The following is a 20,823-nucleotide window of genomic DNA, read 5'->3' on the forward strand; positions in this document are numbered from 1 at the left end:
CAATCGAGATCGCGCGGCGCTGACGATGGTGCCCGCCGATGCCGCCCGCGCCTTCGAGCGCGCCACCCGCTCCCACATCCGCGCCGAATACGCCGACAACCGCGCCAACCGAGCACCGTGGCTCCCTTTGCGCCCCAGGCCGTCACCTCCCGCACCACGTCCACCAGACGGGCGCGCAGGCTCTGCCACGTGGTTTCGAACCTGCCCTTACAGGACGCAGGGCTCGACCCGAGGGCACGCGCACGCCATCGGCGGGCATTTGTGGTGCGGACGGCGCCGCGCCCATCAGGTCGTGCTCAGGCACGCTCGCACGATTTTCGTGGACGGCGGAAGAGCCTCGGAGCCCACGAACACGGATTCCTCGGGGATTCGAATGGTGCGCAGGGAGCTGACCTTCTTGAGACTGCTCACATCGATACTGGCCAGCGGGCTTTCGAAGGTGATGGTGTGGAGATTAGGGAAGTACGCCAGCCACTCCCAGGTGGCGCCCGAGTCGGCCTCCACCCACAGATGAGTGAGGCGGGACCGATCGCAGGCAGTTCGGAAATCCTCAGGTGTGATCGTGCCTGTCATCCGGATGCGAGTACGGCCACCGAACCGTCGGAGCGCATGCAGTTCCTGTGCATTCGAGACGCAGAAGTAGAGATCTTCCTCTCCGAGGTGAGCAATGATTTCCTCAGCGAATCGATCGCACTCGAAACGACTCCAGACCCTGGCCAGTTCCGAACGGACACGGAGGTCTGAGAGGTCGCGGTATTGCGCCAGTAGCGAGATCGCGGCGTCGGTGGCAAGACGGGTTGCGGACAGTACCGTGAAGTAGGCCTCGTCGTCGGAGAGCCCCTGCGGTCCGGGAAGCAGGTCCAGAACGACCGGGCCCACATCAGCCAGAGCGCGTGCCTGATCCGCCGATCGAGGCGGAATGAGCGCCGCGGCCCGCTGCTCCACCTCCATCCGTACACCCGGATTCAGCTCTGTCGCATGTTCCAAACAGGCCGCTGCCAGCAGATGGAGACGCCTGCTGTCCTTCTCCGATGTGTCACCTCGTTCAATGAGACCGGTCAGCAGCCGGGTTCGCTCCATGGTCCGAGCGTGGGCAACGGACATCCGGATGACGTCTTCCCATTGATCGAGATGCGCGTGCGCGATGAGGAAATCGAAGTCAAGACCTTCCACAGCTGCCTTGGCGCCCAGGTAGTCCTGAAAAGTTCGGTGAATGAAATCCATCGAACCTGCGCTGGGTTCGCGCAGGAGACCACTTCGGATCAGCAGGTGGTGATAGATCTCCTCAGCCGTCCCCTGATCGGCGATCTTCGGCATCGCGGGTAGTGCGTGCTCCAGCAGCTCGATGGCGTCGGCCCGGTCCATCTCGGAACGACCGTTGCGGATCATCCAGTAGGCCAGTTTCTGGATCAACTGGATGTGATGTTCCTCGCCGATGCGGATGGTGCCCGGCTTGTAGATTCCTCGCTCACGGTCACGCCGGGACAGCAGCATGGAGAGAGCGGCGTCGTAGACCTCCTTCCGGCCGTCCGGGAGGTAGCCACGACGGTCCTGGTGAAGGGCGCAGATCAGCGCGCACATCAGGGGGTTGGTGGCGAGCCGGCCCAGGTCTTGCTTGTCTCGTACGGACTGCAGGAGATCTGTGGCGTAGCGGTCACCAATGCCCGCGGCCTTGTGCCACCGCTTGATGAACTCGGCAACGTTCTCCCGGCTCATCGGAGCAAGGTCGAGTTCTGCGAAGTCGTCACCGACCAACCAGTCCTGGCGTACGGCCGAAGGGCGAGAGGTCACCAGCCACCGGTTGTGCGGGTAGGAACTGACGAGCTCCTGTAGCCAACGGCGAGCCTCTTGGCGTTCGCTTACCGGAACTTCGTCGATTCCGTCGATCAGGATCAACCCACGCTTTGACCTCAACACCCTGTCGAACCACCCCGTTGGCTGGAGGTTGGCGATGGGACAGTCAACGGCGGCCAGGAATCCGTCGGGTGTGGGGAGTTTGGCGCCGCCCCGGGTCAGTGTGCGCAGCGGCAGTACAAACGGCACCAGGCCGTAGAGATACAACAGACGTTCGTCGAGAGCCTTCCGCGCCGTGGATACCGCCAGCCACTGTACGAGCGTCGTTTTCCCTGACCCCGCCACGCCCCGGAGCAACACCCGGTCACGGCCGGCCAAGATGTGATCGGCGGGGAGGAGGGTGGGGAGGTCATGCGTTCTGCCACCCACTGCGTCCAAGCTCAGATAGGCGGCGTCGAGCGGCCAATTCTCCGGCGCCTCGGACAGATCGAGCCCAAAGATGGTCAATTTGCCGTGCTTGGCAGCGATGTACTCGGCGTAGCGCTCCTCGAAAGGCCCGTCGGCCGGCGAGGGAGTGCGGGCAATCAGGGAGTCGATCTTGAGAGACAACTCTTCGATCCGACGGCTGTGTTCGATCAGCGTACGGGCCACAAAAGTTGATCTCTGGGTGAAGAACTGCAGGATGTGCAGGCACGCGGTGTCGAGCACGCTCGCATGAAGTGTCACCGCGTCGCTGGATAAACCGAGAGTGGCCGAGGGGCTCTGCGACCGCAGATGCCTGGAGAGCGCAAGGTGCCCGAGCTGCACGGCTTGCACGTCGTCCATGTCGATGTAGCCGAGGGATCTCAGGGAGTCCGCTACGGCATGTGCCACAGCGCGTTGTTCGTATGCCGGCAGACGCTCCTCGACGCCGGTGGACTGCGCAGCGCGGTTCACCAGTTCCTCGGCGATCTTGTGCAGATCTTCGTCCGACAGGACTCGTTTCTCGCCCTTGAACGAAACGAGCTTCGAGACGCGCAGTGGCTTGTCGACCAAACCGGCACCGGGGCCGTCAGCTACGAAGAGTCTTTTGATCAGCGGCGCTACAACGCTTGAGGCGAGGCGAGCGCCAATGGCAGCGGCTTCCATTTACTCCCCGGTTGGTGTGAGGACGGCAGCCAACCGTCGGCCCGGCAGCAGCTTAGGAGATGGAGTGATGGGTTGCCCGGGAAACAGCCCAAGTGCGGTGGCCAGTTGGCAATCGCTGCCCTAGCGCTTGGTTCCCAGACCTGACGACCGGTCTCCAAGACTGCGGCCGGTGGGCGACGCTCAGCGCAGCGTGGAGACCGGTGACCTCGAAAGGGGTGGGATGGACGACGGCCGTCCATTCGCCGTACTCCTGGAGAAGGCCGGTGTCCGGCGGGACGGCGGCGGCAAGAGCGCCATCGCTCATGGCCGGGATACCCATGGCCGGATGGACGGGCAAGTCCCTAGGGTGACAGTGCGAACACGTTCCATCAGTGTCAACAAGGGGGATGCATAAGATGAGCAAGCGCAAGGGTGACGATCGGTCGCTGTTCGGCCGCGTATTCGCGTCCGTGGCCGTTGCCGCGGTGGCGGTGACGGGACCGGTCGCCGTCGGCACAGCCTCGGCGAGTGCGGCACAACCCACCGCCATCACATCGGTGTCGGCCCCCGCGCTCTCGGGCCACAGCACCTGCGACCCGCTCAAGCTGATGCACAAGTCCAAGGAGTATCAGCTCAAGTCCGACAAGTACGAGGCCAAGGCGAGGCATGAGGCGCGCAATGGCCACAAGAAGAAGGCCGCTGCTTACAAGAAGAAGGCGCGGGCGTACGACAAGAGGGCAGATGCCTACCGTGCCAAGGCGAAGCGTTGCAGCGACGCCGACGCATGACGTGAGTGTGGTGGCCACGACCTCTACGGCCGTGCCACCACAGCCGCGTGCGGCCCCTCCCTGAGATATCGACCGGACCGAACCCCAGAGATCGCCAACAATGCGCGCCGCCGGATCACAGCTGTGCGATATCCGGGGCTCGGACTCACGACGGACATACGGGAGTGGGCTTCTGGTCCGGCAGATAAGACGAACGTTCTGCCGCGCTGAAGTCCCGGTGGACAAGCTGACAGATCTTTCGTACTGCTTCGGCCGGGCCGGGAAGAGTGACGTCCCAAAGCCGCACCGCCCCGTCGTCACCGCCGGTGGCCAGGGTACGGCCGTCCGGGCTGAACGCCACCGACCACGCAATGCCGCCCGGGTCGGAAAAAGTGTCCCGGATTTCGCCGGTCGCCACATCCCACAGTCGAACCTTGACGTCCTCGCCTGTGGTGGCGAGCGTGCGGCCGTCGGGGCTGAACGCCACCGAGTCCACATACCCGGTGTGGCCGGTCAGGGTGCCGCGGCGTTCGCCGGTGGTGGCGTCCCACAGCCGAATCGTCCATCCGTCGACGGTCGCGAGGGTGTGACCGTCGGGACTGAACACCACCTGCAGCACACGGCCGGCGTGACCAGGGAGTGTTCTGCGAAGTTTGCCCGTCACTGGGTCCCACAACCGAACCACGGTGTCGCTCCCCGTTGCGAGGGTCCGGCCATCGCGACTGAACGCCGCATGAGCCACGCCCAGGCCCGGGTCAGTGAAAGTCCTTCGGGTGTCGCCGGTGGCGACGTCCCACAGCCGCACTCTCCTTCCGTCATCGCCTGTGACGAGGGTACGGCCATCCGGGCTGAACGCCATCGAATGCAAGCTGCCCGCTTGGCTTCCAAGGCTCTTCTGGGATGTGCCGGTTGCCGCGTCCCATAGCTGTACGACGCCATCGGTTCCGGTGGCCAAGGTGCGGCCGTTGGGGCTGAATGCCACCGAATACACCCGCCCGGTACGGCTGGTGAAGGCCGGCTTCCGGGCGTCTCCTCTTACGGCGTCCCACAGCCGCGCCCGCCGGCCGGTGCCCGCGGCGAGGGTGCGGCCATCGGGGGCGAATGCCACCGAACGCACAGACTCGGTGGAACCTGTGAGGGTCGTCCGGGGCGCGTCAGTGGCGATGCCCCACAGCCGCACTGTCCCGTTGTCACTGCCGGTGGCCAGGGTGCGGCCGTCCGGGCCGAACGCCACCGACCACACTCCGCCGCTTGGGTCGGTGAGGGTTTCTCGGGTTGCGCCAGTCGCCACATCCCACACCCGAATCTTGGCGTCCGTGCCTGTGGTGGCGAGAGTACGGCCGTCAGGGCTGAGCGCCACCGAGTTGACCTCGCGGCTCGGGTCGGTGAGGGTCTTGCGGGTTTTGCCGGTCGCGACATCCCGCAGCAGCACTTTCCCGTTCTCGCCACTGGTGATCAAGGTTCGGCCCTCTGGGCTGAACATCACCGAATGCACGCTCTTGCTCGGGTCCGTGAGGGCCTTTCGGGGTGAGCCGGTGGCGACATTCCAGAGCCGTACGGTCTTGTCGTCGCTGCCTGTAGCCAGGGTTCGACCGTCCGGACTGAACGCCATCGAATACACGCCGCCGGAGTGACCGGTGAGCGGCTTTCGGGCCTTGCCCGTCGCCACGTCCCAGAGCCGCACTGTCCCGTCCTTGCTGCCGGTGGCCAGACGTCCGTCGGGGGCGAACGCCACCGACCACACGCCGCCGCCGGGGACGGTGAGGGTCTTTCGTCCTTGGCCTGTCGTCGCGTCCAACAGCTGCACTGTCCCGTCGTCACTGCCCGTAGCCAAAGTGCGGCCGTCCAGGCTGAACGTCACCTCCAGCACGCGGCCGGTGTGGCCAGTGATGGTCTTTATGCGCTTGCCGGTCTCCGTGTCCCACAGTCGCGCCATGGTGTCGCTGCCGGTGGCCAGGGTGCGGCCGTTCGGGCTGAGCTCCACCGAGTGCACGCTGTCAGGGTGGCCGGGCAGGGTGCGGCGCAATGGCAGGGCCGCGGCCTTGAAGAGGCTGGCGGCGGCTTCATCGGTGGGGCGGGTCCGGTATGCCTGGACGGCGAGCAGGGAGGCCAGCTCTGGGTCAGCCTCCAGCAGGGCGCCGGACTGGACCGCCAGCTGCCGAGACTGGGCCACCTCCTTTGAGGCAACGGCCTCTTGCTGTGCGGTGACGGCGTTCTGCCGCTGCCACAGAGCCCCTCCGGCGGCGATCAGAGCCATGGCGAGCAGGCAGGCCAGGACGGTGTTGACACGCCGGGTGCGGCGGACCGCGGCCTGCTGGCGCCGGTGGCTGACGGTCAGGAACGCGGCGATGTCCGAGGGCAGTCCGCGCTGCCTGGACCAGGCCAGGCCCTCCGCGAGGTCGGTCCCGTCCAGCAGGTCACCGGGGTGGCCGCTGTCTGTGAAGCGCGCGCGCCGTTCGCCGGTGCGGTGCAGCCAGGCGTGGAACTGATGGTCTTCGGCCACCCAGTCACGCAGGTCCTGCCAGTCGCGGATGAGGGCGTCGTGGATGAGTTCGGCCACCGGTAGGCCGGGAGTGGCATCGGCGCGGCTCGCGGTGCGGGTAGTGACGATCCGGCGGCGGGTCAGCGCAGTCAGCACCTCATCGAAGGCCCGGCCGTCAGCCTGGTCGCTTGCCAGGGCGCGCAGTCGGTCGAGGGGGACTTGCTGGCGCGTGGCGGGGACGAGGTGGGTGTCGTCTGCGGGCCGCACCAGAGCGGTGAGGATCCGCTGCGCGACGCGGCGCTGGTCGGCAGTCAGCCTGCCCATGGCCGTATTGCACCATGCGGTCAGGCTGCCGGTGACTTCGCCGAGTTGCTGGTACGCGCGGTGAGTGAGTCGACCGTCCTCGCGGCGTTCCCATAACTGACTCAGTGTCAGTTCCAGGGGAGGCAGCAGGGTGCCAGCTGCCTGCCGGGGGGAGAAGCCTGTGGAGTCAGCGGCCAGCACATCGGTGATGATCCGTTCCGCCAGCCCGTCCTCGATTCGGGCACCCGCGGTGTGGGCGGGCCGGGTGATGATGGCGTGCAGCTCCGGGACGCTCAGGTTGGCGGGCACGTTGAGCAGCCCCGGTGCGGCGGCCTCCAGCAGCTCCGGGGCCAGGGCGGCCAGCCGCGGGTAGAAGTCGTCCCGTACGACCATGATCACGGTGGCCGCGGCCTGAGAGCCGATCGCCGCCAGGAGTTGTTCTGCGGCGGACAGACCCGCCTCCGCGGGACGTTCGCCGGAGGTGGCCTGGGCCAGGAGCTCCTCGAACTGGTCGATCACCAAGATGACGCGTCGGCAGACGGGATCGGCGGCCAGCCTGCGTTCAACGGCGGCAATGATGCCTTCCGTTGTGGCCCCGGGGAGCCCTGCCCGCTCCAGCTCGGCGAGCAAATCCTCTCCGGGGCGGACGACCAGCGTGAGCCACTGGTCGCTGCCGGGCACCCTGCCTTCGGCGAGGGCGGGTAGCACGCCGGCCTGCACCAAGGAGGACTTGCCCGCACCGGAGGGCCCCAACAGGAGTAGCGCCCGCTGCTGTCTGTCCAGCCCGGCCAGCACCCCTTCCACGGCCGCTTCCCGGCCGTGGAACCACCGGGAGTGTTCCGCTGTGAAGGGCTCCAGGCCGCGATAGGGGGATACCTGCTGTTCCAGCAGCTCCGGCCAGATCTCGCGCAGCGCCTGCGTGGGAGTGGCGTAGGCGATGCCCAGGCCCTTGAGGTGGCTGTCAGGGCCACTGATTGCGGTCACCATGCCGATCACCAGGCCGGTCACCTCATCGACGACCGGACCGCCGCTGAACCCCGTTGTGAGGTCGTTGGCACCGGTCAACTGCAGCAGATGGCCCGCATGGCCGCCGGTCGGCAGCAGATCACCGGCCACCCCATAGCCGAAATGACCGCTTGGCGGAGCCTGGGCCGGGAACCCGAACGCGGACACCCGGTGCCCCCGGCACCCTTCCGCGGAACCCAGTGCCAGCTCCCGCGCTCCGGGCGGGGAACTCTCCAGCCGTACGACAGCGACGTCTTCCGCCTCAGGAGCGCGCCACCCCTCGGGCAGCACCCGTCCCGCGACTGTCGGCGCCCCCGCCAGGTGGGGAAAGGCGAGCCGCACCCGTCCGCCGGGCTCCTGCCCTGCGGCACGCACGACATGAGCGCAGGTGACGACGGTGTCCCCGGCAACGAGGAACCCCGCCCCGGCTACACCGTCATCTCCTTCGAGGATTTGGGTGACCGACGCCAGTACAGCCGACGCTTCTACGGCCGGCCGACGCTCGCCCCCGGAACCGGAAGGAACACCGTCCGCGACAGCCACGACCCCGCCCTCCACTCGCCATCACACCCATGGACACCGTTTTGCCGCTGCGTCGTTCTCCCTCGGTCCACGAGGCTCAGGAGGCGCCTTCGGCCGACTCTCCGTTCCGCCACAACACCCGCACCTTCAGGTGGCACTTCGCCTCGCTCTTGGTGATCACGGCCCCGGCCTGTGCCGCCACGTCCACCCCGAACTCCACCTCCACCTCATGCGGACCGGCCTGCCGCAACTGCTCCAGCACCGCCCGTGCTGTATCCCTCACCGGGGCCAAGGCCGCCTGCAGGGTGTGCGGCAGCTCACGGACCGCTTCGGCGACCCGACCGGCCTTGACCGGCCCGTCGAGCTCCGGAGGGGCCTCGAAGAGGATCACACCCCCGTCTTCTAACGAAATCTGCGCAAGACTCCGCATCAACTCCCCTTCCCCCAAAGCCGATCGCGCCCAGCGTCGTGCGCCCGACTGACATCACCGAACAGCCTAGTGGCACATTGCCCGGGATAAACCGGAGGAACTCAATGGCACGGTGGACAAGCGGCCATGTTCCGCGGGCTGTCTGTCCGCGCCCCGATGGCCGTGATATACGACGCCCGAGGCGGGTACAGCCTCCGGCCCAGAGCCCGTACAGCACACGCTTAGCCGACGCGCCGACCGCACGGTGACGACGGCGGGCCGCTGCGGTCACGACGTGGTCGAGGACGGCTATTGCACGGGCCGGCTCGCTGTCGCGGTGGGTACGGCGGCCGACGGCCTCCCCGGTGGGCGGTGATCTTGTGGTGGCGGGCGGGTGGGCCCTCCGAGGAGAGTGCTGGTTTCGCGGCCGTGGGGCATCGGAGGGCCCGGTCGACGGCGTGCCCGCGCCGCGTACGCCGTCGACCGGGTGGCGTCGGCTCAGAGCAGCGCGTGCGGGTACTGCTCGGCGCGGTTCTGGAAGGCCAGGACCGCGGGGTTCTGGACGGTGCCGCCGCGGATCTCGATTGCCCGGTGGATGGTGGTGTCACCGTCCCAGCCGGCGGGTCCTTCGAGGACCGGCCGGAGGAACGGGATCAGCGCCTCGCTGTTCTCCCAGGTGGCTGCGTCCCACAGGTAGGAGGGGCTGTGGTCCACGCCGTAGTGGTGGACGTGATTGCCGACGGTGAACATGGGGTCGCTGAAGGTGGTCGGCCGGGCCCAGGCGAAGCCCATGCCCTCGTCGCAGGAGACGTCGATCACGAGGGTGCCGGGCGCGAGCTTCGGCAGGTCCTCCTTTATCAGGAACATCAGCGGCGCCGCGGTGTCCTGGAGCACGCAGTTGACGATGATGTCGTGCCGGGCGAGGAACTCGGCCAGTGGCTCCGGGCCGTCCTCGGTGAGCGCGATACTGCGTCGTGGGTCGAGGGTGCCGTTGGCCACGTCGTGGTCGAAGTGCACGATCCGCGCCGAGTGGATCGGTGAGCTGACGGCGGTGACGCCGCGGGCAGTCAGCACATCCACTTCGTGAACGCCCAGCGCGCTGAGCGCGGTGACCGCGCCGCGGGCGGTGGCGCCGAAGCCGATCACCACGGCACGCCGTCGGCGCCCGTAGTCACCGGTCGCACCGGTCAGCTGCATGGCGTGCAGCACCGATGAGTAGCCGGCCAGCTCGTTGTTCTTGTGGAAGACGTGCAGGTTGAACGAACCCTCCCGGGTCCAGTGGTTCATCGCCTCGAAGGCGATCACGGTGAGCCTGCGGTCGATGGCGGCCTGCGTGACCTTCGCGTCCTGCACGCAGTGCGGCCACCCCCACAGCACCTGCCCGTCCCGCAGCTCCGCCAGATCCTCGTGCAGCGGTTTGGCCAGCAGGACGACGTCACACTCCGCGATCAGCTCCTGACGTGAGCGGAAACCGGCGACCAACGGTGCGAGCTGACTGTCCGGGACTCCGAAGTGCTCTCCGTAACCGGTCTGCAGATAGATGCTCGGCTGGAGGTCGGCGTCGATGCGTGCGAAGTGCGCTGGGTGGATCGGCAGACGGTGCTCGTTCTCTTTGCGGGTCTGCGACATGATTCCGAGCTTGAGCTGCTGCAAGGTACCCCTTTGATTACGCCCTGTTTAGCACACCCCCGGAATGCGGGGGCCGGGCCGGCAGCGCTCTTCGGGACCGGGCGCCCTAGTAGGCGCGCCCCATCCCGGCGTCTTCAGGTTGGTGTCGGTCGTGCCGCGCGACGGCCGGTCGACGACTTCGTCCACGCGGGCCGGGCCGCCGGAATCTGGACCTCGGCCGCGCGTTTCAAGCCCCGGCGCGCAGCGAGCCGCGCGCCGGGAGAACGTCGTTCTGGCGGCATGCTCCGGGGGAGCGTGATGCCTCCGGCTGTCCCTGGCCCCGCCGGCTATCGCGCCGACCGGCCGAAGAACTCCAGCTCGGCGATGGCCACTTGCTTGTCCTCCGTGGCGCCGTACGCGGTGTGCAGCACCAGCCGTACGGTCATCGCGTTCCGTACCGCCACATCGATCTTCTGTGCCCCGCCGTCATTGATCCGGGGGTGCGAGACATGCTTCTTGCCCGCGGAGTCGGTCACGATCAGGTCGAACTCACGTGGCCGGGCCGGGTCGGCGGCCTGCGGGGTGCGGGCGGAAACCCCGGGGGTGATCAGGACGTTGAGCAGGTCGGTGGGCTGGCTGAATCCGGCCTCCAGGTACTGGCCGTCCGAGTTGCCCGAGTAGCCCGTCCCCCACCAGGTGTTGGAGTAGGTGTCGAACGCGAGCTTCGCGTCCTGGCCGGGGCCGGAGTGTGACGCCTTCCAGAGCGCGGCGGGTACGGGGACGCGCTTGGCGAAGTGGTCCTGCACGGCCTGCGCGGCCGGCGGCCCTCCGATGATTCCCCCGGCCACGACGGCCACGATCACCGCCGCCACCACTGCCCGGGTGATCCACCGGCTGCGGTCGCGGTTCAGCCGCGGCCGCTGACCGGCGTACGGGCCTTCGGCGGTCTCGGGCGCGGTGTCGGTGAGGGGGTTGGCGCAGCTCCGGCAGAAGTGCCGGCCCGTCGCGTTGAGCGCTCCGCAGCTCCGGCACGGTGCGCCGTGCTCGGGCTCGGGGGCCGCGTGCGGGGTACGGACCCGGGGCCGGGCCGCCTCGGGACGACCCGGCAGCACGCTGCCGGGCGCCTCGGGAGGCGGGGTGGGCGAGGCACCCGGTACGGGGACCAGGAGGGCGCGGATTCCGGTCTCGGAGACGCCCCGGGGGGCGGCCGGGCCGTCCTGGCCGTCCTGGCCGTGCCGGTCACCCTGGCTGTCCGGGCCTGACGGCGACTGGCCCACGTTCCCGCCGTTCCCGCCGTTCCCGTCGTTCGCGGCGGCTGACGGGAGCGGGGCGGTCGGGGCGGCGCCCGCGTCCTGATGCGGAGCGGCGGCCGGGCGGGTGCCGTCGCCGGTGGCGGGAGCAGCAGGAGGAGCAGCAGAAGGAGTAGTGGGAGTGGTGTCGGGCTGTGCGGGGTGGCGGTCCGGGGTGTTCGTGGCGGGGGGAGTGGGAGGGGCAGCGGCGGCTGTACGGTCCTCACCCGCCGTGGGCGGCTTCGGCGCCGGCCGGTCCCAGCGCAGGAAGGCTCCGCAGGAGTCGCAGAAGGACTGGTCCGTCTGGGGGGCGGGAGAGCCGCAGTCGGGGCAGGTGGTGTGGTCGCTGGGCATGGTCAGGTTCCTTCAGGGGTGGGCAGGTGGGTCACCTCGGCCGCGAAGGGGAGGTGTGCGGGGCGGGCCGCCGCGACGACGGCGTGCAGACGGTGCGGGTCGACGGCGGCGGGGTCGCGGACCCGCAGGGTCACCCGCAGGCCGGGGTGCGGCGAGCCCGGGAAGGCACCGAGCGGGCGCGCGGACCAGGTCGCGCCGCCGCTCTCGATGATCTCCGGGCGTACTCCGAAGGCCAGTTGGACGGCGTCCGACAGCCCGCGCCGGGTGCCGCGTACCCGGTGCAGCGAGACGGCCGTGGCCACCGCGCGGCGGCGGGTGGCCAGCGGTTCCGTCCCGTCGAGTTCGGTGCCGACCCATGTGGTCAGCCAGTCGACGAAGTCCTCGGGTGCGAGGGCGGGCGTGAAGTAGCTCTCCAGGCAGTCCAGGACGTTGAAGAGGGGGGCGAGGACGACATCGAGGCCCTCGACGAAGCGCTGGGCGAAGTCGTCGTCGGCGTAGACCGCGGGGAGCTGCCCGCCCAGTGGATGCGGGGAGACCATCCCCGCGGGGGTGCCCCTCATCGGGCCTCGATCACGCGGACGCGGTGGTCGAAGGGGAACAGCAGCGCGGAGCGGGCGAGTTCGATGCGGTCGGTGGCGTCGCCGCGGCGGCCGGTGAGCGGGTCGGCGGGGTGCAGGAGGACCTCGTCGACGAGTTCCACGCCGGGCACCCGCTGCAGGGCCGCGAAGATCTCACCGGAGCGCAGCGGGCGGCCGAAGGGCCAGCCGTCGCCATGGGCCCCACCGGTCAGCGGGTCCAGGTAGGCGTAGAGCGCGTCCAGGGCCTCGGCGCGTACCCGGTCGGCCCGCGCCGCCCGGAAGGAGTGCAGGGTCGCGACGACCGTGACGCCTTGGTAGAAGGGCGGGCCGACCGCGAGGCGGGTGCCCACCGGGCGACGCTCGTCGAGGAACTGCGTGACACGGCCCAGGAGTTCTTCGCCCGGCACCAGCTGTTCGAAGCGGAGCCGGCCGCCGCGGTCGGGGACGGCCTGGGGGACGACCAGGACCCGGACGGCGTTCTCGCCGGTCCGGCCGGTCTGGCCGGCCTCGGGGGCCGAAGCGCCCGACGTGCCCGCGGGGCCTGTCGAGGGCTCGGTGGGATCGACCGCGAGACAGGCGATCCGGGCGGCCTCCGGGGCCGCGCGCCGCGCCAGTTCCTCGTAGTCGCGGGCGGTCACGGCCCGTTCCTGCGCGCGGAGCGTGATCGGCGCGCGGACCTTCGCCTCCTGCACGGTCTCGCCGTCGACCCCGCCGCGCGCGGCCTCGCGGTTCTCCACGCGCGCCACGTACGGGATCGAGCTGCGCAGCGCCTGGATCGCGCCGCGCGCCACATTGCCCGACCGCCCGCCGCCCGTGCGGTAGTGCGCGGCCCGTATCACCGAGCCCTTGGCCGGTACGGCACCGAACTGCCGTACGGAACCGTCCGGTTGGCGGACCGACGGGCCGAAGGCGATCTCACCGGTCGCCTCCTCCAGCGTGATGTGCCGGTCCTGCGGGCCGGAGGCCGCGAAGTCGGGGACGACCTGCCACTCCTGCCAGCCGTCCCCGTCCGAGACCTCCAGCTGCAGCGGCGGGCGGTCGGCGACGACGGGCGCATGCGCCAGGCGTATCCGCTGGCCGGGCACGCCCGCGGACTCGCCGAGCAGCTCGTCCTGCATCACGACGGCGTGCGCGACCGTCGTCGTGCCCCCGATGGTGAACGCGGAGGCGGACCGTACGGTCGGTGAGGCGCTGTAGAACGGCTGGCCGGGTGCGGCCTCGACGACCCGGCAGCGCAGCCACGCGGCATCCGTCCGGCCCACGCGGGAGACGAGGTGCCCGGCCGGGATGTGCAGTACGACCTCGCCGGGCCGGTTGAGGCCGCCGGTGGAGTCCTCCGAGACCTCGCACTCCGCCCAGCCGTCCGCGGTCCACGCCTCCCAGCGCAGCGGCGGCTGGCGCGGGTCGACGCCGACCCCGTCCACCCGGCTGTCCAGCTGCAGCACGGCCACGCACCGCGGCACCGCCGCCGACAGCCCGAACAGGAGGGTGTCGCCCGGCTGCGGGGCGGCCGCGAAGACGGCCACATCGCGGCCGCCGAAGACGTCCTGGCCGCAGTCCTCGGGGGTGGTCCCCGCCTCCTGCCGCAGTACGGCGGCGAGTTCGCAGGGCACGACGGTCAGATCGTCCTCGGTGGCGAAGACGACCGCCTCCTCGGTCTCGGTCCGGCCGGTGGCCACCTCCGTCCCGGCGGGCAGCACGACGGGCTCGGGCTGCGGGGCGGAGAGCCAGAAGGTGACGTCGGCGCGGGCTGCGGAGGGCGGGAAAAGGGTGACGCCCAGCAGGTCGAGGAAGGCCAGATGGTTCTTCTCCGGCACCCGGTTGAGCCGGTAGACGATCTGGTCGGCCATGTGGGCGACGGCCTCGATGAGGGTCACTCCGGGGTCCGAGACATTGTGGTCGGTCCACTCGGGGCAGCGCTGCTGGATGTAGCGCTTGGCGTCGTCGACGAACTGCTGAAAGCGACGGTCGTCGAGATGGGGTGCGGGCAGGGCCATCAGGCTTCGCTTTCGGTGGACGCGGCGGACGCGGTGGAGGGGGATTCCGTGGACGGGATCACATAGAAGGGGAAGACGAGGCTGCGCGGATTGTTGGTGCCGCGCACGCTGTAGCGCACGTCGATGAACAGCACGGACGGATCGTCCGGCGCCGGGCTGACCTCGACGTCCTGGACCTCGATACGCGGCTCCCAACGGTCGAGCGAGGACCGCACCTCGTAGCGGATGCGCCCGGCCGTCGCCTCGTTGACCGGCGCGAAGACCATGTCGTGGACGGCGCAGCCGAACTCCGGCCGCATCGGGCGCTCACCGGGCGCGGTGGCGAGGACGAGCCGGATCGACTCCTCGATCTCGCGCTCCCGGCGGGCCAGTGCGATACCGCCGCCCGCGTCGGTACGCAGCGGGAAGCTCCAGCCCGCACCGACGAACTGTTCACTCATGTCCGGTGCCCCCCTTGAGACGCATATCCCTCAACTTCCTCAAGCTCCCTAGAAAGGAATGCCGTTGCGCAGGACGGCCGGCGCGTTCAGCGTGACCGTGGCCGGCGAGTTGATGGCTGCCGCGGCGCCCGCGTTGACGGCCACCGCGCCGACCGCGCTGACGGAGACCGCGCCGACCGAGTTGACGGCCACCGCGCCGGCCGACTTGAGGCTGATGGCGCCGGTCGCGTTGATGTCCGCCACTGCGCCCGCCGTGACGCCGAACTTCGCGCCCGCCTTGATGTCGACCGCCCCGCCGGCGCTCATCGTCAGCGAGCCGCCCGCGGTCAGCGACAGGTTGCCGCCCGCCTTGATGCTCACGTTCCGGGTCCCCGTGATGGAGACGGAACCGTCGCTGCGGATGGTGACGCTGGTGCGTGCCTCGTCCATGTGGACGGTCATCCTGCCGTTGCCGGTCTGCAGCCGGATACCGCTCTTCATCCGGGTCTTGGCGTCCAGCAGCTCGACGATGTGACCGCTGCGCGAGGCGAAGCTGCGCCAGTTGATCCGCCCGCTGGTCGGGTCGACCGCGGGGAGACCGTCCGGCTCCCGGGGCGGCTTGTCCCGGCCGTTGTAGAGCCCGGCCAGCACGTACGGATGCTCCAGCGAGCCCCGGTCGAAGGCGCACAGCACCTCGTCGCCGACCTCCGGCAGGACCAGCCCGCCGCCCCGTACGCCGCCCAGCTGCGCGACCCGGCACCAGTCGCTCTCGTAGGTGTCCGACAGCCAGGGGAAGCGCAGCTTGACCCGGCCCAGCCGCAGCGGGTCCTTGGCATTGCTGACCAGGGCCATGGCCACACCCGGCATGGGCGGCGCCGCCTCCGCGCCGCCGGAGGCGAGCCCGTACAGCGACCGGAACTGCCGCCCCGAGACGGTCAGCCAGGTGGTGAACGGCCGCCCGGACTCGAAGACATGGCGGACACCGGTCGCCGTGTACTTCCCCTCGAAGGGGAATCCGGCGCCCTTCAGCGCCACGGGCCGGCCCGGCTTCAGATCCGGATTCCCGGTGACCGCGACCTCCAGCTCGGCGAACGAGCCCGCCGCGTCGTCGGCGAGGGCCCGTGCGGCATGGGTCACCTGGGCCTGGGTGGTGAACGGGGTGTCCGTGGCGGTCAGTTCGGCCTTCCCGAACGGCTTGCTGAGCGTTCCCGGCGTGATGTCCGCGACGATGTCCTTGCTCGTCGTGGCCGGGGACTGCGCGGACAGCGCACGCTTGGCCCGCATGTCCCAGCCGCGCGCGCCCGCCCTGTCGACCTGCCCGGCGGCGGTGACGGCGATCCGGCTGTGCATCGCGTTGTGGCCGAACTCCAGGACGTACGGGCTCTGCGCGGCCGGGGTGCTGCCGGCGGGCGCCGACGAGGCCGGGGCGAGCTTGCCGAACTGGAGCTTGCCCTTTGGGTCGAAGGAGAGATGAGCGTCGTTCTCCTGGGCGAGGCGGAGCAGGAAGTCCCAGTCGGTGATGTTGGGCTGGGTGGCCAGCTCGTAGACGGTGCGGGTGGGCTCCACCTTGCCGAGGGCGAGCTTGTTGAGACCGGCGAGACGGCGCACGATGTCGCTCGCGGTCATATGGGGGTAGCCCGCGACCCGGCGGTTGCGCAGCAGCCGGTGCCCCGGGTCGTATCCCCGGACGACCAGGTACTTGCCGCTGGCGTCCGCGTCCACTTCGAGAGCGGTGATCTCGCCGGTCAGCATGGGCGTACCGCGCCGCCCGTCCGTGAAGGGCGACAGCACCGCCTTCGCACCGACCTTGATCTGCGGGAAGGTCTTGAGGATGTCCGACCCCGTGTCACTGAAGGTGAGCTGGAAGGCGGACGGGACATTCACGCTCGCGTCCACCCAGCCCTCGATGAGGAGGGTGGCGAGCTTGTCGGGCAGCGGCGTGCCGCCGATCTCGGCGTACAGGACGCTGGTGTACGTCTTCTCACTCATCGGATGCTCTCGCTGCTCATCGGGCGGCCTCGTGGGTTGTGGGATGCGGGGGCAGGCTCGGGGGATGGCCTTCAGGCGGGTCTTCGTCGGCGGCGGGCAGCAGCAGCTCCGTGCCCGGCCGCAGCCGCATCGGATCGTCGATCGCGTTCGCCTCCGCGATCAGCCGCCAGCGGGTCGCGTCCCCGTACTCCCGCCAGGCCAGCGAGGCGAGCGAGTCACCGGCGACCGTGCGGTGGATACGGCGGGCGGAGAGCGCACCGGAGGTGGGGTTCTGCCCCTTGGTGGGCATGGCCACTTCGGTGAGGGACAGCGTGCAGGTGGCGCGGATCGGTTCGCCGGTGGGGTTGAAGAGGGTGTACGTGGCGCTGACGCTCGTCACATACGCCACGAACTGCACCGTGTTGAACGACCCCCAGGAAAACCGCACCCAAGGGGGCGACGGACGCTTGGAATTGACGCTCTGTGCCGTCACCTCGCAGCAGGACAGCAGCAGTTCGATCTGCTTCTGCACCTTGCCGGAATTCGGGGTGCCGGAGGCGTCGAGGAACACCTCCAGCTGGAGTGTGGCGGGCCGGGTGCCGGTGAACTTGGGCGGTGCGCCCCGCGTGTAGGCGACCGCCGTCTGGGTGTGCCACTCCGCCTCCCGCCCCAGCTGCAACTGGGTCGGATTGAACTGGAACTCCACCTCACCCATGCGGCCGCCCATGGAACCGCCGAGGTCGGTGGGGGGCTGGTGGATCGCGAGGGCGGCCCGTACGAGGCTCGCGCCCGCCTTGCCGCCGGTCGGTGCGGCCACCTCAGGCACCTCCGGCGTCGGTGAACCCGTGGTGCGCGATCTCCAGCGTCTCGGTCGCCACCCCCGGGCTGGACGGGTCCAGGCTCGGCCCCTGCCAGCGCACGGGCAGCACCTCCACCAGCCCCCACTGCGCGACGACCGAACCGTCGGCGCGGAGCGCGGCGATCTGTGCGGTGGGCCGGCTGATGCCGGTGGCGAGGGACGAGATCCACGCGGCCACACGGGAGGTGTCCGCGGTGAGCGGTCGGGTGAGACGGATCGTGGAGAACGTCACGCGGGTGGGCAACTGCCAGACGAAACCGTTGTTGCCGCCCTCCTGCCGCTGTTCCACCTCCACCTCGGAGGCCAGGCCGTCGCAGCCGTTGAACAGGCCGAGGTCCTGGCCGTCGATGGTCAGCTTGAAGAAGACGGTGGAACCGGGGTCCTGGGCCTGGGGCATGGTGGGTGGTTCTTTCGGGTCAGGTGGTGGGCGGGCTGGAGGGGGCAGGGCTGGAGGGGGACGGGCGTGGGTCAGCGGCCGTGGTCGCGCAGTCGTCCGATGCGCTCGCGGTCGCCGCGCAATTCGGCACGGAGCAGTCGTGAGAGCGGGGCCACCAGCCGGCGGGCCAGGGCGTCGAGGGTTGCGGGGTCGGTGGCGGTGGTGGGTGTGGTGGGGTCGGTTGAGGTGGGCGTGGTGGTGGGGGCCGTTGGGCCGGTTGGGGTGGTTCTTGGGGTCGCCGCTGCGGGGGCTGGGGGTGTGGGGGCGGACGTGGAGGAGCCCGGGGCGCGCTGGATCGGGCGGGAGGTTGCTGCCGGGGCGGGGCCGGGAGGTGCGGCTGACGGTGCTTGTCTCGGGAGGGCGCTCGACGTGAGGGGCCGGGGGGCTGGAGCCGGGGGTGAAGCCGGGATGCCGGGAGCGCTTCGCATACCCGGAGCGGTTGGCGCGTGCCGCACGACGGGGGCGGCGGGGACGGTCGGTGCGGTCCGGACCGTACGAGAGGGAGTGTGCGAGGGGCCCGGTGTCCGTGCCGGCGCCGATGCCGGCTTTTGCAGGGCGACGGCCGGGACGGCCGTTCGTCGGGGCGCCGGTCCCGCTGTGTCAGCCGGGCGGTCCGTGCTCCCGGCGTTCCCAGCGTTCCCGGTGCTCGCCACGGTGCGGAGGGGGACGGCGGGAGTGGCCTGCACGCTCGATCGCTGCACCGCTGCGGGGCCGGTGGCCTCCGCCCCCTGACCGGTGGGCCGTTGCCGGCCGATGGGGTCCAGCGCACGGGCCGACGCGAGCGGCGCTCGGCGGGCGGGGAGGGGAGTGGCGAGGGGAGGGTGAGGGGTGCTGGTCGTCACGACTTGCTTCGTGGGGGTGGGGGAACCCTGGGGGTGGGATTGCGGTGTGCGGGGTTCCCGCGGGTGGGATTCCTGCGGGTGGGGTTCCGGCGTGTGAGTCCTGGATGTGCGGCTCTTCGGTGTACGGCCCTCCGATGTACGACCCTCCGATGTACGTGTCGCCGTCAACGGCCCTGCGGAGGTGGCACGTTCCATGGCCGTCGCGGAGCGCTGCACGGGGGCCGGAGCCGGGGCTGCGGCTGGAGCAGGTGTTTGGGACGTTGTGGGTATTTGAGCCGGCGTCGAGGGCGCTGTTCGTGCTGGTGCTGGTGCTGGTGCCGATGTCGCTGCTGGTGCCGGCGTCGCTGTAGGCGTCGGCGTCGCTGTTGCGGTAGGTATCGGTGCAGCGTCCTGACGACGGATCGCGGTGGACTCGGTGGGCACGCTGGTGGACTCGGCGGGTGCGCCGATCAGCGGCTTCCGTTGGACCGCGGGTCGCGAGGGCTGTCCGGGGCCCGGCGCAGGGCTGTTGGTGGCTGGAGGCTGGACCGGCTGTGCGCCGGCCGCAACGTCCTGGACGGGGCTCCCGGCGTCGCCACTCCGGTGCAGCGGAGCTCCAAGTCCCAGACGCTGACCGCCTGTTCCACCGGTCCGCCGCGCAGGACGATGGCCCTCTTGCCCCACTGCTCGCTGGACCGGCCGACGCGTTCGGTCGCCGTTGCCGGCGGCCGGGCCCGGTGCCGGGCTTGGGTCCGTCGGGCTGGGGGCCGGGCTCGGGGCCGGGGTCGCGGCCGGGCTTGGGGCCGCTGGGCTCGGGGTCGCCGGGCTCGGCCCCGAGGGATCACTGGTGTCGGCGTCCGCGCGCGAGGGCGTGCTCGCGGGCGAGGAGGGAGCGGAGACCGGTCGTGGGTGCGGGGCAGGGCTCGCGCTCGGTGCTGTGCCCGGAGCTGACGGGGTCGAGTCACCGCTGGGCGCCGGGCCGGCGCCGGGTGCGGCGTCCGTGCTCAGGGCGGCCTCCGGCGCGCTGCTCCGGTTCGGGGCGATCGGTCGGCGTGGGCCAACCGCCCGCCGCTGTACGACCCGTTGAGGGGTGCCGGGCCGTACAGCGGCGGGGGCCGGGGCCGCACCCTCGCTCGCCGGTCCGGCGGCAGGGGTGCGGGGTGAGGGGGAAGGAACAGAGGGCGCCGCTTCCGGAGCCGTCGTGGCCGTCGGCGCCGGCGCTTCGGTGCGTTGCAAGGGTGTGTTAGTGGGGGAGGGGGCGCTGTCGCTGCTCCCCGGATGCGAGGAGGTGGCCGGCCGCAGCCGGCGCGGCGGCATCGGGACCTTGCCGGCCGAGGTGAGCGGGGACCGGGCGCCGCCGGCCTTCCGTACGGGCATGGGCAGGGCTACCGGCATGGGTGAGGGGTGGCCGGTGGGCCTCACCGCACGCGACGCGGAGCGAGCGGCCTCACCTCCGCCACCGGGCACGGGCACAGCCTCGGCACCGGGCACGCCCGTGGGCACGCTCGTGGTACCAGGAGCGGCCTTGCCACCGGGCACGCTCGTGCCACCCGCACCGCCGGCATTCCCGGATGCCGGCTCGGCCACCGCCGACCTCGGCTGTCCACCCCACCGGGCGCCCGACGGCACGGAGGACGGCGTGACGGGCGGCCCGGCAGACGGGGTGACGGGCGGCCCGGCCGCCGAGGCGACCGGAAGCGTACCCGGCGACATGGCAGACGCCGCGCTCGGCGCGTCGTTCCGCGGGGTCGCGGACGACGTCTCGCTCCCCGAAGCCGGTTGACGAGGAGCGCGCACGGCAGTCGTCCTGGTACGCGGCGCACCTGGCGACGCCGCCCGCTGTACGGGTGCCTCGCCCGGGATTCCGGTAGGTGCCCCCTCTTGGGTCTGGGGACGTGCCGCACGTTCGGTCTGGGTACGAGGAGCGCCCGGCGCCGCCGCCGACTGCACAGTGGCCGCACTTTGAGCCTGGCTACGTGCCGCACCGTGGGTCTGGGCCCCCGGGGAACCCGGCGCCGCCGCCGACTGCACGGCGGCCGCACCTTGAGCCTGGGTATGTGCCGCACCGTGGGTCTGGGTCCCCGGGGAACCCGGCGCCACTGCCC

Annotated in this window: 13 protein-coding genes; 2 read left to right on the forward strand and 11 right to left on the reverse strand. The window is 70.5% G+C overall.

Going from position 1 to position 20,823, the window contains the following annotated elements:
* Positions 1-285: 285 nt before the first annotated feature.
* Positions 286-2,922, reverse strand: coding sequence for an NACHT domain-containing NTPase (locus tag SLV14N_RS33125; protein WP_263272311.1), 2,637 nt, complete (start codon positions 2,920-2,922; stop codon positions 286-288).
* 395 nt (positions 2,923-3,317) lie between these two features.
* Between SLV14N_RS33125 and SLV14N_RS33130 the strand changes: the two genes are divergently transcribed.
* Positions 3,318-3,689: a hypothetical protein gene (locus SLV14N_RS33130; RefSeq protein ID WP_208686024.1), complete on the forward strand. Its 372-nt coding sequence runs from the start codon at positions 3,318-3,320 to the stop codon at positions 3,687-3,689.
* 145 nt (positions 3,690-3,834) lie between these two features.
* Here the strand turns inward: SLV14N_RS33130 and SLV14N_RS33135 are convergent, their stop codons facing one another.
* The 10 genes from SLV14N_RS33135 to SLV14N_RS33180 form a co-directional block, all read right to left on the reverse strand.
* Entirely contained in the window at positions 3,835-8,016 is a 4,182-nt protein-coding gene (locus SLV14N_RS33135) for a trypsin-like peptidase domain-containing protein (protein WP_317633724.1), read from the reverse strand.
* 61 nt (positions 8,017-8,077) lie between these two features.
* Positions 8,078-8,371, reverse strand: coding sequence for a CU044_2847 family protein (locus SLV14N_RS33140; protein ID WP_265874955.1), 294 nt, complete (start codon positions 8,369-8,371; stop codon positions 8,078-8,080).
* A gap of 516 nt (positions 8,372-8,887) precedes the next feature.
* The gene (locus tag SLV14N_RS33145) at positions 8,888-10,042 is read right to left on the reverse strand and encodes a N(5)-(carboxyethyl)ornithine synthase (RefSeq protein ID WP_208686027.1); all 1,155 of its coding nucleotides are present in this window, start codon (positions 10,040-10,042) and stop codon (positions 8,888-8,890) included.
* A 302-nt stretch (positions 10,043-10,344) separates the two neighbouring features.
* Positions 10,345-11,640, reverse strand: a complete 1,296-nt coding sequence (locus SLV14N_RS33150; RefSeq protein WP_263272316.1) for a hypothetical protein — start codon at positions 11,638-11,640, stop codon at positions 10,345-10,347.
* Positions 11,641-11,642: 2 nt separating this feature from the next.
* Positions 11,643-12,200, reverse strand: a complete 558-nt coding sequence (locus SLV14N_RS33155; protein ID WP_127149862.1) for a phage tail protein — start codon at positions 12,198-12,200, stop codon at positions 11,643-11,645.
* Positions 12,197-14,215: a putative baseplate assembly protein gene (locus SLV14N_RS33160; RefSeq protein ID WP_263272319.1), complete on the reverse strand. Its 2,019-nt coding sequence runs from the start codon at positions 14,213-14,215 to the stop codon at positions 12,197-12,199. Before SLV14N_RS33160 ends, SLV14N_RS33155 begins: the two co-directional genes overlap by 4 nt.
* Entirely contained in the window at positions 14,215-14,655 is a 441-nt protein-coding gene (locus SLV14N_RS33165; protein WP_018087548.1) for a GPW/gp25 family protein, read from the reverse strand. The genes SLV14N_RS33160 and SLV14N_RS33165 overlap by 1 nt, the downstream gene beginning before the upstream one ends.
* Before the next feature lie 48 nt (positions 14,656-14,703).
* A complete protein-coding gene (locus SLV14N_RS33170) occupies positions 14,704-16,623 on the reverse strand; it encodes a VgrG-related protein (protein WP_208686031.1) in 1,920 nt (639 codons plus the stop codon).
* A gap of 16 nt (positions 16,624-16,639) precedes the next feature.
* Positions 16,640-17,419 (reverse strand): LysM peptidoglycan-binding domain-containing protein, encoded by a 780-nt coding sequence (locus tag SLV14N_RS33175; RefSeq protein ID WP_263272322.1) that lies wholly within the window; start codon positions 17,417-17,419, stop codon positions 16,640-16,642.
* Position 17,420: 1 nt separating this feature from the next.
* The gene (locus tag SLV14N_RS33180) at positions 17,421-17,858 is read right to left on the reverse strand and encodes a phage tail protein (protein WP_109888417.1); all 438 of its coding nucleotides are present in this window, start codon (positions 17,856-17,858) and stop codon (positions 17,421-17,423) included.
* A 2,385-nt stretch (positions 17,859-20,243) separates the two neighbouring features.
* Between SLV14N_RS33180 and SLV14N_RS33185 the strand changes: the two genes are divergently transcribed.
* Positions 20,244-20,501 (forward strand): hypothetical protein, encoded by a 258-nt coding sequence (locus tag SLV14N_RS33185; protein WP_263272323.1) that lies wholly within the window; start codon positions 20,244-20,246, stop codon positions 20,499-20,501.
* The last annotated feature ends 322 nt before the right edge of the window (positions 20,502-20,823 follow it).

This window comes from Streptomyces sp. Je 1-4 4N24 (assembly GCF_026239515.1).
GTDB classification, from domain to species: Bacteria; Actinomycetota; Actinomycetes; order Streptomycetales; family Streptomycetaceae; genus Streptomyces; species Streptomyces nigrescens.

Bases quoted from the DNA above. Each gene is read 5' to 3' on its own strand.
- SLV14N_RS33170 (WP_208686031.1), bottom strand. From the start codon at position 16,623: ATGAGTGAGAAGACGTACACCAGCGTCCTGTACGCCGAGATCGGCGGC.
- SLV14N_RS33180 (WP_109888417.1), bottom strand. From the start codon at position 17,858: ATGCCCCAGGCCCAGGACCCCGGTTCCACCGTCTTCTTCAAGCTGACC.
- SLV14N_RS33125 (WP_263272311.1), bottom strand. From the start codon at position 2,922: ATGGAAGCCGCTGCCATTGGCGCTCGCCTCGCCTCAAGCGTTGTAGCG.
- SLV14N_RS33150 (WP_263272316.1), bottom strand. From the start codon at position 11,640: ATGCCCAGCGACCACACCACCTGCCCCGACTGCGGCTCTCCCGCCCCC.
- SLV14N_RS33130 (WP_208686024.1), top strand. From the start codon at position 3,318: ATGAGCAAGCGCAAGGGTGACGATCGGTCGCTGTTCGGCCGCGTATTC.
- SLV14N_RS33155 (WP_127149862.1), bottom strand. From the start codon at position 12,200: ATGAGGGGCACCCCCGCGGGGATGGTCTCCCCGCATCCACTGGGCGGG.
- SLV14N_RS33165 (WP_018087548.1), bottom strand. From the start codon at position 14,655: ATGAGTGAACAGTTCGTCGGTGCGGGCTGGAGCTTCCCGCTGCGTACC.
- SLV14N_RS33160 (WP_263272319.1), bottom strand. From the start codon at position 14,215: ATGGCCCTGCCCGCACCCCATCTCGACGACCGTCGCTTTCAGCAGTTC.